Source organism: Heliobacterium mobile, from assembly GCF_009720735.1.
In the GTDB taxonomy this organism is placed as follows: domain Bacteria; phylum Bacillota; class Desulfitobacteriia; order Heliobacteriales; family Heliobacteriaceae; genus Heliobacterium; species Heliobacterium mobile.
On sequence record NZ_WNKU01000043.1, the window covers coordinates 1 to 11,631 of the forward strand.

At 40.5% G+C, this 11,631-nt stretch carries 11 protein-coding genes; 7 read left to right on the forward strand and 4 right to left on the reverse strand.

Annotated elements, in window-relative coordinates:
* Positions 1-84: 84 nt before the first annotated feature.
* Positions 85-213 carry a hypothetical protein gene (locus tag GJ688_RS21135; protein ID WP_268892112.1) on the reverse strand — a complete coding sequence of 43 codons (129 nt, stop codon included), beginning with the start codon at positions 211-213 and terminating at the stop codon, positions 85-87.
* 345 nt (positions 214-558) lie between these two features.
* On the opposite strand from GJ688_RS21135, the gene GJ688_RS18390 reads away from it, so the two are divergent.
* Both GJ688_RS18390 and GJ688_RS18395 read left to right on the forward strand, forming a co-directional pair.
* The gene (locus GJ688_RS18390) at positions 559-2,199 is read left to right on the forward strand and encodes a sensor domain-containing diguanylate cyclase (RefSeq protein ID WP_155477975.1); all 1,641 of its coding nucleotides are present in this window, start codon (positions 559-561) and stop codon (positions 2,197-2,199) included.
* 207 nt (positions 2,200-2,406) lie between these two features.
* Positions 2,407-2,784, forward strand: coding sequence for a pyridoxamine 5'-phosphate oxidase family protein (locus GJ688_RS18395; RefSeq protein ID WP_155477976.1), 378 nt, complete (start codon positions 2,407-2,409; stop codon positions 2,782-2,784).
* A gap of 134 nt (positions 2,785-2,918) precedes the next feature.
* Here GJ688_RS18395 and GJ688_RS18400 read toward each other — a convergent pair whose 3' ends face one another.
* A complete protein-coding gene (locus GJ688_RS18400; protein ID WP_155477977.1) occupies positions 2,919-3,527 on the reverse strand; it encodes a DUF2238 domain-containing protein in 609 nt (202 codons plus the stop codon).
* A 341-nt stretch (positions 3,528-3,868) separates the two neighbouring features.
* Between GJ688_RS18400 and GJ688_RS18405 the strand changes: the two genes are divergently transcribed.
* From GJ688_RS18405 to GJ688_RS18420, 4 genes are all read left to right on the forward strand, one after another.
* Positions 3,869-4,402, forward strand: a complete 534-nt coding sequence (locus tag GJ688_RS18405; RefSeq protein ID WP_155477978.1) for an SRPBCC family protein — start codon at positions 3,869-3,871, stop codon at positions 4,400-4,402.
* 223 nt (positions 4,403-4,625) lie between these two features.
* A complete protein-coding gene (locus tag GJ688_RS18410) occupies positions 4,626-4,772 on the forward strand; it encodes a DUF1540 domain-containing protein (protein ID WP_155477979.1) in 147 nt (48 codons plus the stop codon).
* A gap of 41 nt (positions 4,773-4,813) precedes the next feature.
* Entirely contained in the window at positions 4,814-5,002 is a 189-nt protein-coding gene (locus GJ688_RS18415; RefSeq protein WP_328597400.1) for a (2Fe-2S)-binding protein, read from the forward strand.
* 348 nt (positions 5,003-5,350) lie between these two features.
* On the forward strand, positions 5,351-6,166 hold the full coding sequence (locus GJ688_RS18420) for a DUF2935 domain-containing protein (protein ID WP_170292147.1): 816 nt from the start codon (positions 5,351-5,353) through the stop codon (positions 6,164-6,166).
* Between the two features lie 372 nt (positions 6,167-6,538).
* Here the strand turns inward: GJ688_RS18420 and GJ688_RS20870 are convergent, their stop codons facing one another.
* Together GJ688_RS20870 and GJ688_RS18430 are read right to left on the reverse strand one after the other, a co-directional pair.
* The gene (locus GJ688_RS20870; protein WP_235911099.1) at positions 6,539-7,021 is read right to left on the reverse strand and encodes a hypothetical protein; all 483 of its coding nucleotides are present in this window, start codon (positions 7,019-7,021) and stop codon (positions 6,539-6,541) included.
* Between the two features lie 473 nt (positions 7,022-7,494).
* Positions 7,495-8,130, reverse strand: a complete 636-nt coding sequence (locus GJ688_RS18430; protein WP_155477982.1) for a CBO0543 family protein — start codon at positions 8,128-8,130, stop codon at positions 7,495-7,497.
* Between the two features lie 1,382 nt (positions 8,131-9,512).
* Between GJ688_RS18430 and GJ688_RS18440 the strand changes: the two genes are divergently transcribed.
* Positions 9,513-9,848 (forward strand): L,D-transpeptidase, encoded by a 336-nt coding sequence (locus GJ688_RS18440; RefSeq protein WP_155477984.1) that lies wholly within the window; start codon positions 9,513-9,515, stop codon positions 9,846-9,848.
* Positions 9,849-11,631 lie beyond the last annotated feature (1,783 nt).

The following is an 11,631-nucleotide window of genomic DNA, read 5'->3' on the forward strand; positions in this document are numbered from 1 at the left end:
CTTTGGAACACCTCGTATGTTATCAGGGGGTGCTTTCATTTTCAAAGCGCCAATTTATTCATTACAGGAATGCTCCTTTCATTACTAACAACCGTCGCCCACGTACCCAACGCCAATAATCGCTGGATAGAATGCTCCTATAACAATAAGAGCAATCACTAGTCCAACAACTGTTGAAAAACCAACATAACCTCCACCAACGGAACAACCCATATTAACTCCTCCTTTCAATAGCTAATGCACTACCTACAATTCCATTTTATGGAATTAACATCCTGAGCGTGAAAGAAAAAAATATTCCTCCATAGCGACTATCGCCCCCCCCCACCGGCAAGGTCGTTTTTTTGTGAGTTTTTACATAGAAGATCACTTTTTCCTGGGATAAGTGGGGGGAGTTTGTAGGGGTTGGAGATGGCAGGGGACTATTTGAAACATTTTAATAACAAGAAGAGGAAAATATAATCATTCATAGAAAAGAGAAAACGTACTTTTAAGATCATCTTGTTACAAGAGAATGAAAGTATTATTTTGAATTGATAATCTAGGAGTTGTTAAAAAATGCGTCGGTCTTTAAGTCTACGCACATACTTTTCAATATCGTTTGGAATTCTGATCGTGATCATGTCTGGAATTCTAAGTATTGCAATAGGAAATAGATCAATTGAACAAGTTAAATCTGAAATTGGAAATTCATTAGCAGAAACTGCTTATCAAATGGCTGATAAAATGGATGCTTTTATGTGGTCGCGCTCTGGTGAAGTCTATACTTTGTCTCAACTGGAAGCTTTACATAACTTTCAAGACACTAAAGCGATTCAAAACCTTCTTGAAAAGCTAAAAGAAATATTTCCTTCGTTTTCCTGGATAGGTCTCACGAATAGCGAAGGAATTGTCATTGCTTCTACACAAAGCATCTTATCGGGGGTTGATATATCGAAGCGTCCTGTATTCATGGAAAGAATTAAAGGAAAGTTTATCGGTGATGTTCATGATGCAGTACTATTAGCTAAGTTACTCCCGAACCCATATGGAGAAGCAATGAAATTTGTCGATGTTAGTATTCCCATTACCGACAGGAATGGAAATTCAAAAGGAGTTTTAGCGGCGCATTTAAGCTGGGAATGGGCAAACGAAATTGAAAAATCAATCCTTGAACCTCTGCACAATCGACAAAACATTGAAATGCTTGTAATAAGTTCAAAAGATAATACTGTGCTTCTGGGTCGAAAAGATATGATAGGAAAAACGATAAACACGGAAATTATGAAGATTGCTAGGGAAGGTAAAAATCGTTGGTCCGTTGAGAACTGGGATGATGGAAAAACATATCTCACGGGGTACGCAGTGGAAAATGGGTATATGGATTACAAAGGTTTAGGCTGGACAATCATAGTTCGTCAACCACTCCAAGATGCGTATGCTCGTGTTAGGGATTTGCAACTCTTTATTATTCTGGTTGGCGTCTTTTGTTCGATAGTATTTAGTACCATTTGCTGGTTTATCGCGGGAAAAATATCTAGTCCAATACAGAAAATTTCTATGTCTGCGGAGAAACTTGGATTAGGAGAACAGGTTCAGATTCCGCAATATTCGGGTATAAAAGAAATTGAGATGCTTTCCGTTTCATTACGAGAACTTATTAGCAGTTTGATGAGAAGTAATACTGCTCTAGGTGAAATGGAAACCGTTGCCCACCACGACCATTTGACAGGTATACCAAACCGTACCGGATTAGAAAAATACTTGGAGTCAGCAACAAAAACATCACGTCTAAAAGGCACCTATTTAACATGTCTATGTCTGGATCTAGATGGATTCAAATCTGTTAATGACACGTATGGACACCATTCGGGAGACGTTCTTTTACAGGAAGTAGCAAATAGATTAACTAAAAATACACGTAGTGACGAAATAGTCGCTCGTTTGGGTGGCGACGAATTTGTTGTAGTGATTCAAACATCGAGTTCTAATCCTGTGGAAGACGGTTACGCTTTGGCTAATCGGATCATTACGGAATTAAATCAGACGTTCGTCATTGAAGGGCATACAGTCCATGTAGGCTGTAGTGTTGGGGGGAATATTTGGAAAGGGGATCAGGATATTCATGAGATACTAAAAAAAGCAGATGAAGCCCTATATAGCTCAAAAAAAACTGGGAAAAATCGGGCAACTTTTTATAATGCTGACAATACAATTTAGAACGGTATCAACTGGTTCATATGTTGGTCAGAATAACAGTAAACTGCCCTTCTTCATGGTTTACTTGATAAGCCACGTTATTGGGAGGCCAGTGGGGAGGGGCGGTTGTTTTTACTGTGCTGAAGAATTTTATCTTGATCATAGGGCGACATTAACAGTGGAAAACAGTCCTTTGTTCTAAGTTGATTTTAACAGTGGAGGCACCTAATGAAAGAAGCAATTGAATTCTTGAACGCTCATAAGACAGGATGTTTTGCAACCGTCGAGAATGGAAAACCCCGTGTTCGCCCATGGGCATTTATGTTGGAGGATGGGGGCAAGTTCTGGTTTTGTACGGCAAATAACAAGGATGTTTACAGACAACTAAAAGAAAACCCACACATGGAGTTTACCAGTTGGGAAGTGTTTACAATCTTCCGTATTTCAGGCGAAGTAAAGTTCTCACAAGATATTGAGATGAAAAAGAAAATCCTTGAGGAAAACCCTGGATTAAAGTCACTTTATGGTGCCAATGATCCGGTATTTGAGATTTTCTATTTGGAACATGGAAACATTTCTTTTGCGGGTAAGACATACGAGTTTTAATGTGTATATCCGATTGTAATCGTTAAAACCCGGTCAGGGATGATAGTAACCGCCCTTTCCTCACGGTTTACCTTATGCTCTTTTCGAGCGAGAACAGTGGGGAGGGGCGGTTGTTTTTGTTTGAAAATAGCTTCTTACTCTCGTAAACGGCTGAACTCATGCCGAAGGGTTTCATCTTGATAATGAGATAATGACACCAGTGCCAACAACGAACCAAGCAAGCCTAAAAACATATCCCACTGTGCGTCCCAAAAGTCACCCTGCATCCCAATAAACTCAACGGACATAGGCAATCGCAATGCTGCCACAGCCCATTCAAAGAGTTCATAAGACATACTCAGTGCCATTCCTATCGCTATCACATATCCCTTCAGTAACCAACCTATCCTCATCGGTGTTAATCGTAATAATAATTCCCGCGTCACCATTGTCACCGCCGCTCCCTGGATAAAATGGCCTACTCTATCGAAATGATTACGTTGAAGATGGTAGTGCTCTCGAAGCCAATCAAAAAAAGGAACATGAGCAAAGCCGTAATGACCACCGATTGCACCCAGATAAAACTTACAGCAAGAAGCCCATAACAAATCGTGGTAAAAGTAAAGCGACGGTAAGTCACTACCAATAGGGCTAGCCCTGCCAGCAGAGGGGCGATTTCCATCATCCACATAAGATAACTTGTGGGCTTTATAGCCGACCAAAGGAACACTGTCAATACTGCTATGAGGAAACCGAGATGCCAAGGATGCATTATCATCCCTCCTATCCTACGGTTTTCCCCGTACTAAGTAAAGTTATGCCAGATTTACTCTTTTGAAGAACGAACTACGCGATCTAGCTGCGTCTTGTTAACCCGGAAACAGGATTTATCCATAAAACACCTTTTAAAATCACCCCCAAAACCCCCATATCCCACGTAAGGTCGCTGAAATGGCCGACGTTCGATTTGGATCTGTTGTGGTAATGAATGTATGGTTGGTCGAGTTGGGGGGATAAACGACTATTACAGGAGAAAAATAGTCTTGTCAGATATGATTGGCTCTCTAAGCTTTGGTAAGAGGCATTAGAAAGTGGAGGAATTGACATGACTGAATACAATGAAACAGAAATAAGCGAATTGGCAATTACTCGTATTTTTGACGCTCCACATGAGCTCGTATATCAAGCGTGGACCGAGCCTAGGCATCTAAAACACTGGTGGGGTCCAAAAGGCTTTACAATGAATGTGTTAAAATTCGATCTTTGCCCAGGTGGAGTTTTTCATTACAGCCAAAAATCTCCTACAGGCCAACTAATGTGGGGAAAGTTTGTATATAAAGAGTTTATTGCACCCGAAAAACTAGTCTTTATTAGTTCCTTCTCTGATGAGATCGGCAATACAATACGTGCTCCATTTAGTCCGACTTTTCCTGCTGAAATTCTTAATATATTGTCTTTATTTATGTATGAGGGGAAAACAAAGTTAACCCTTCGTGGGGCTCCGATAAATGTCACAAAGGAAGAGTATGATTCTTTTGTGGCAATTATAGAAGGAATGAAACAGGGATTTACCGGAACCTTTGCTCAACTCGATAATTATTTGGAGCGATTAAATATTGATGGAGTGGAGAACTTATAAACAGCGTTGATAGAAGCAACCGCAACACAGTCTGGCCAGATTGGTCGGCTTTTTTTATAGTTGGATGCCGATGCCAGCGTTGGTCCACTATCACTCCTTGACCTTATAAACATACCTGCTAAGCACATTATTAGGGGGATAGTGAGCAATGAGAATGTGGAAATATTTTCATAAATAATATTAAAGATATTTGTTATATTAAGATTGGAGGTGATTTGATAAAATGGGTGAAATTCATTGCCGAGTTGAAGAGTGTGTTCATAACGCTTCAAAAATGTGTAAAGCCACTGCAATCAATGTTAAGTCGAGGGGAACTAAAACCCCAAAAACAACGGATGAAACCGCTTGTGAAACTTTTAAGTCTCGATAAATGGTGCCGTAGCGATTTGTGAGAAATCTCTGAGTAAGGTGGTGGCGACGATCAAAGCGGATGATATTGTCTGCGGATGTAATAATGTAACCTACGAAGATCTAGAAAATGCCATTGCTAACGGTGCAAAGTCTTTTGAGAAAGTACAGGAAGTTACTAAGGCTGGCACTGGATGTGGGGGATGTACTGATACCGTGAAATCTTTGGTAAATAAAATGCTATCTAAGTAAGACGGTAACAATCGCCTAGCGGACATCTTTATCTTTCTCGGTTATGTAGGTATTATTACGCCCGTCCATGAATCAACACTATTGTACTGGGTACTCATTGGATTATCGTCGTAACAATCTTCTCTATTTATATGTTGACTCGAGGAGAAAGGACAAAGAATTCTTCATTGAGTTAATGATCCAACGAGTCGTTAAGATGAAACGTAAGCGTGTAACTTACAATAGGTTCACGCTTTTTCTTCATGCCCATTATTCCTAAAATTGTTATAAATCCCTAAAATTATAAATAGAAAGTCTTTAATAAATCTTTCTAAGTAAAATATGCTTTCTGTGAAGGGAGCGGATGCTATGAGATATGTTAGGGTTCCAGACTTAATTCTTCCCCCCGTCTCCAACCCGGATATGGAGGAAATTCGGTTTTGGTTAAGAATCATGATGGAACATGCTCTTTTTATGCGACTCGGCTTTCCCTGTACGGAGGCAGATTTGATTCGTCAAGCAACTCAATATCAAAGGGCGTTTGAAGAGTTACTTAAAGAATCAGAATGTCTTCGACCCGCCCAGTTTAAAGAGTTTGTTGAAAGAACAATCAGGTTAACCGAGAAGATTCGTGAATTCAAAAGACATGTACTTCATATTGTAATTACCTGTAGATTAAAGTTGGGTGGATATAATTTCCCCTTATTGCTAGATCACATATCACGAGAGGCAGAATACTTCCTATTAGTTTTACGAAAAGTCGAGTCTGGTGACACAAATATTGCCTATCATTCGATTATACAAGAAAACGTTTTTTGGCTACGAATCATGGCTGATCACTCGAAATTTATAAGAAGCCTGCTTGATCAATCTGAACGGAGAATAGCACAACAAGCCCAAGCCTTCAGCGACGAGTTCGATATGTTATTAGCCCAGGCAAGAGATCTCGAGGGGTTCCTATGGGACTTTCCACAAGTTCCAACTTTACCAAGATTTGAAGAAGACATAAAATCTTCAACAACTCGTTTAAGGGATTTCAAACAGGAAGCCAAAGAATTACTAGAAAACTGTGCAATGCTGTCATTAATTCCTGTTGCGTTAGCCGACCACGTTCGACGAGAAGCAGACCATTTCTTAATGATTATCGATAAAATTCAAAGGGAGTTATCCAAGGAACGTAAGTAGTCGATAAATATATAATTAATTTCATACTAAATTGAGCATGACCCTATGCTGGGTCATGTTTTTTCATTTTTGTGCAAAGTTTGGGTTTGGGTTATTTTGGGGGTGTTGGGGTTTTTGGATACCCGCCAAAAGTCACTCTTAAATGATGCTTATACTCTTCTTCGAACAGTTTGTTCATTTCTACTGCATCATTGTAGGCATCCCATATTCCAAATATATAGACTGAAGGATAAAACAATAGCCACTCATAGTTTAGTATACTGCTCACTTCTTGAAAACGTCCAGTAAACGTATAGACAATTCCTTTAGGAAAGTTTGATAAATAAATAATTATGGCCAACCACGATAAAAGTATTACCCCTTTTAAAGTCTTCATAATGTAAATATGGCCGAAACCAGAGAACAAGGCAGACCACAAAGCTGCAGCCCATGGGTTTTTAGATTAAGGTAATTGACCCCGAGGGCAGAGTATTTTGCGAACTTGAGAAAACGTTTCTTCTGTTTTCGCTCTAAGTCGTATAGCGTATTTAATTCAACACACATTCGGAAACTATCATAGATGGCAAAAGAAAAAATAGAAACGTAAACCAAGGCCCACCCAGGATGTAATACTTCGTTTGCTTCACGGAATCTACCGGTGAAAGTATATAATATTGCTAAATTTATATTACCCTCGAAATTAACAAAAATCTCCCAGAACATCAGGATTAATCCCTTAAAATATTCACCCATGCAGAGATGCCCCAGCCCCGGTAATGCCGCTGACCACCACGCGGGCATCCAAGGTGCTTTTTTAGAATATATTCCAATTGAGATACCCGACATACTCATACGTTTTAATCGGAACTGCCCCATATCAACATCCCCTTAAGAAGTTTCACATAGGCTATGATATCTTCTTTTTTCCTTTATATACTATAGTTAGCTGATTGGATGCGGTATATCTATGGGTTGTTCAAAAATTCTCTAAAGACAGAACTACCGTATATGCGTTACATAACCTGTTGAACATCGTACAGACGTGAGTCTTTCAAGTGAGATCGTTGTGTCCGTTGAATGTAAAACCGATGAAGAAAGCGTGAAATTTTCAGTCAATAAAAAAGCGTCCGGCCGCATCTGCCTAACGCTTCTCATTTACTCATACCGCCAAAAAAGTTCCAAATAAAAGGAGTACCATAAGCCGATTTTTGTCTATGAGTTTCCACCAGACGAAGTAGGTTCCGATTAAGGTCGCCAGTAAAAACCACCAGTTGAAGGAAAACAATTCGTCAGAGAGATATCTGCTAACCACTAATTGTCCAAGTGTTTCTCTATTTTGTTGGATAATCTCAAAGTTGTCTATCTGGTTTCTTTTCCTTCTCCAATGGTCTCATCGAAGGAGCTAATCTCGGGCTAAGCATTGGTTCTGGTTTCTTTACGCCCTCTTCGTTAAGCTGCCGTTTAATAATTGATAGGATAAGGTATCTAGCAATTAGGCCAGCTCCTACAACCATGAAAAAGTAAGTATAGAGATGAAAGTTATAATGATGTTTGATGTTTAAGCTAGTCATGATCGGAAAAATTATTGCCGTCAATAGCCCACCAGCAATTGAAATACCAACCAGGTAAGAGCGCCAACTATTTGTGTACTGATACGCTACCATAAAAAGAATAGGCACAACCGAGTAGTCAATAGGGAAGGGACCTGGGCTAAGAGGAACTAGACGAGTAAAGTACATCCAGCGACTTGCACTCGTACCTATATTATCCATAAATGCGTTTGAGACAGCCATAAAAGAGCCAAAGAGTAGAATTTCCATGAACCTGCTTTTATCAAGGAGTCTCCACCATGTGTAATAAAGAACTACCAGCATACCGACGATAAACCACCAGCCTCTCGAAAACACTTCCGATTGCAGGTAATGCTGCAATGATAGCTGGTTGAACAAGATTCTTGCGTCCAAAAGCATCGCATCTGTAACCATATTAACCCTACCTTCTGACAAGTATGTCTAAAAAAGTTTTCCCCAGAAAATTAATTCCATGCAGAAATCATAGATGAAATTAGCCAGGACTTTCATCCTGGACTTGTTGTTTTACTCAATTTTTTGCGGTTTTCAATTACCTGTAAGGGTCATTATAGATGACAATTCCTAACTGTAGCAGTTGCCCCACAGTACCAACCGCCAGCTAAACCATGGTCCGGCGTTAGGCTTCGAACCTACGACCTCTTTGCTGCTTTTTCGTTACTGGTAACTTAGGGCAGTCACGACTCTTTTTCATTTCCGGTGGGCTAGCGGTGTTTTCTAGATCGTTAGTCTGAGTGCATCATTAAAGGCATCAGTTCCCGTCGCTACTAACAGAAAATCCAATAATAAACGAAACAAGGCGCAGACTTTACATCTTGAACGAAGCCTTAACCGACATTGTAGCATTATTCATCTCATGGAAGAGGTATATTCAGGAAGGGTCTCCGAATAACGGTCATCGTCTGGCACCCTGGCGAATGAGCCTTAATGCACGATCCAAAGGAGTGAGAACTAGCACTACTAATTTGAAAAAGCCGGCTTAACTACATAAGAATCTCACGAATTACGGCAAAAACGAGTACAGTAATAAAGAATCCACACGAAAGGAGGGACTCACATGGCCGTTCGCATTGTCAGGATTACGCTTAATGAAGGTGATAGAGCTGTCATTCGTGTACGTTGCCGTCGTCGCAACGGAGGTTGAATCTCAGTAATTCACAAAACTGCCGGGGCATCCGCCCCGGTAGTTCGATTCGTCATCCAATACGCCTTCAATGAAATCAACTCGTTGAACGTATCCTTACCGAACTTGTTCTTAAGATGGTAGAGGAAGTTCGTTACAAAATAAAAGACCCAGCTGCGGACCGTACAGCTAGGTCTTTTGTCCTGCTTTTGCAACAAGACAACTGAAATTAAAAACAAGAGAGCCATTTTCATTTTTCCCCGTGTTCAGGAATTTATGAACCGTTCTCCTTAATCTCGCCTGAACTCCAGCGGGGTAATCTTCTGTTAATTCTATCAATACCGTCGACGTGGATAAGGATAATACGGCGGGTAATAAGGATAAGGTCGATAAAAAGGCGGATAAAAAAAGAAAGGTGAATAATACGGAAAAGGCAATGGAAAGTATGGTGAGTAATACGGTAAAATCGGTTGCTGTAAAGAAAATTGATAAGAATGTCCATCCTCATGTTCAGACATCGAGTTTCCCCCTCATAAGGACTTAAAATTTCAATACAATATATGTAGTAACCAAGAAACGGGATACCGTAATCATACAAAATTTACTCATCACCTAAACCATACATCTAAAAAGAGTAGCAGCGGGTGATGATATAATGCCTAACCAAATTAACGTGTCGATTAGTAAACGGCAACTGTATTTATATCAGAACAATCAATTGATGAAGACATATCCGATTGCTGTCGGAAGGATAGTAACACCGACACCAACTGGAAGACTAACTATTATAAATAAACAACCAAATCCAGGAGGTCCTTATGGCTCGATGTGGATGGGACTGAGCAAACCTAGCTATGGTATTCACGGAACAAACGATCCGAGTTCAATCGGCCAAGCCGTTTCCCATGGGTGTATTCGAATGTACAATAGGGACGTACTTGAATTGTCCAGAATTGTTCCAATAGGAACACCAGTGGTTATAAGTAGTTGAAAAAAGGCCCAGGACTTCTCATCCTAGGCCTTAACTATTTCTTCAACTTTTAACTCTTCCAAGCACCGACCCCCGTAGTACCTTAGGCGTTTAATACTGAAGCAACCGCCTCCCTCGTCCTTTCCCCTGAAGCACAAATCAAATTACTGGCATATATTGCTTGCAGATAAGTTGTGTAGGGGGGACTATATAAATGCCGTACTACTCTAGGCGCAGGGTCCCACAAAACTGTCCACCAGCGTTTCAGGGGCGATATACAGTTCTTCCAGGAGACACCTTCTTTACCATTGCTCAAATGTTCAGAGTGAGATTAGAAGCACTTGCGGTGAACAACCCTCATATACCTAATCCCAATATATTATTTATCGGTGACGTTCTTTGTGTTCCCGGTTTCATATCCTACCCGTGCTGCACTCTTTTACATCCCCAAGGGCGTGTGCCTTTTGGAACAGGTGGGGTCGCTTTTGTGAATTTTGGCCCCAGAGGGGGGTCAGGCTGTGAGCTTTATGGCAACAATACCACAGCCTACAGTATTCGGTAATTTCGACAAGTATAGTGGTGAATGAAACTGTTCACGGAGAAAGATTGAAATACCTGTTAGAGAAAAATCAGAAATAAATTCCTTATAAAGCGATCTCGCTACCGGCTATGGCGAGGTCGGTTTTCTTATTTTTCGCATAAAATCCCACACACCACATAAGGCCGCTGTAATACCCATGTTCGATTGGACCTAGTGGTATAGCTGATGGCTTTTGAAGACATAGTCCCTAAAATACAAAGAATAATCGAATAACTATATAGCTACCACAAATCCTAAAAATACATACCCAAGTAGGTGAACTCCTTGCTTAGCAGAAAAACTACAGAGCTAACGAAACTAAACCGTGAAGAGTTGGTGGATGTTCTAAACAGGATGCCAGATGATGTTTTAGAATTACTCTATCTTGAAGCTATACTCAGAGACAAGCAAGGACACAGAAACCTTAAGACGTTAATTACGGTTATCTATTCCGTAAAAAGGCGTAGGAGACATCAAATAAGCTAGATTGATTAGCAGCCCGAACGGATAGGGCTGCTTTTTTACGGTATCAAGGCGGGTAGTATAATTGATAGTGAAGGAATAGCCGAAGAAAAGAAAATCACAGCTTCCAGCATCCGTGGCTGTGCCTCCCGACTTGGCTGTGTTGTAAGCTTGGTCGTGTCGTCTAATCGGATGTCCGGTAAGATTAAAAAAGAAAACATCGTACCGATGCCAGTCTTTCAGGTGAGATCGTTGTGTCCGTTGAATGTAAGACAGAGGAAGAAATAGCGACTGTAGAGTCGATCTTAGGAGTATATCAGGCTGTTACGTTGGGTAAGTCGCTATAGATGAGCAGCATTACGGTCTATAAAAATGCGTCCGACTGTGGCTGGTGGTATATCTCTATTTTGAAAATCCTACACTTAATATTATGGTTATGCCTGTTTGGCCACGGAAAATTTAACGAACACACGCAGAAAAAGCCAGGACAGCTCGTCCTGACCTTAACTTTTTTCGTAAACACAACCTTAGCGTCATCGCGACCTTTCTAACAGAGGGTATATTCCCTCGTCCACTGTCCAAACTATCGTTACCTAAAAACGAAAAGGAAGTGTATTTTTGGTAACGGCAGACGGTTTAACCCCATTATTTTTGAGCCGATCGCCCTTATTCAAATGAATGCGTAAGATCTCATTTTAGAGAAGGCAAATGGGGAAACTTGTTAAACTAGCGCGACTTAGCCGTCAAGCCTTGACTCGCTGT

What these genes read in the sequence shown, in the direction of transcription:
- GJ688_RS21135 (WP_268892112.1), bottom strand. Translation starts at nt 213, where the DNA reads ATGGGTTGTTCCGTTGGTGGAGGTTATGTTGGTTTTTCAACAGTTGTT.
- GJ688_RS18390 (WP_155477975.1), top strand. Translation starts at nt 559, where the DNA reads ATGCGTCGGTCTTTAAGTCTACGCACATACTTTTCAATATCGTTTGGA.
- GJ688_RS18395 (WP_155477976.1), top strand. Translation starts at nt 2,407, where the DNA reads ATGAAAGAAGCAATTGAATTCTTGAACGCTCATAAGACAGGATGTTTT.
- GJ688_RS18405 (WP_155477978.1), top strand. Translation starts at nt 3,869, where the DNA reads ATGACTGAATACAATGAAACAGAAATAAGCGAATTGGCAATTACTCGT.
- GJ688_RS18410 (WP_155477979.1), top strand. Translation starts at nt 4,626, where the DNA reads ATGGGTGAAATTCATTGCCGAGTTGAAGAGTGTGTTCATAACGCTTCA.
- GJ688_RS18420 (WP_170292147.1), top strand. Translation starts at nt 5,351, where the DNA reads ATGAGATATGTTAGGGTTCCAGACTTAATTCTTCCCCCCGTCTCCAAC.
- GJ688_RS20870 (WP_235911099.1), bottom strand. Translation starts at nt 7,021, where the DNA reads ATGGGGCAGTTCCGATTAAAACGTATGAGTATGTCGGGTATCTCAATT.
- GJ688_RS18430 (WP_155477982.1), bottom strand. Translation starts at nt 8,130, where the DNA reads ATGGTTACAGATGCGATGCTTTTGGACGCAAGAATCTTGTTCAACCAG.
- GJ688_RS18440 (WP_155477984.1), top strand. Translation starts at nt 9,513, where the DNA reads ATGCCTAACCAAATTAACGTGTCGATTAGTAAACGGCAACTGTATTTA.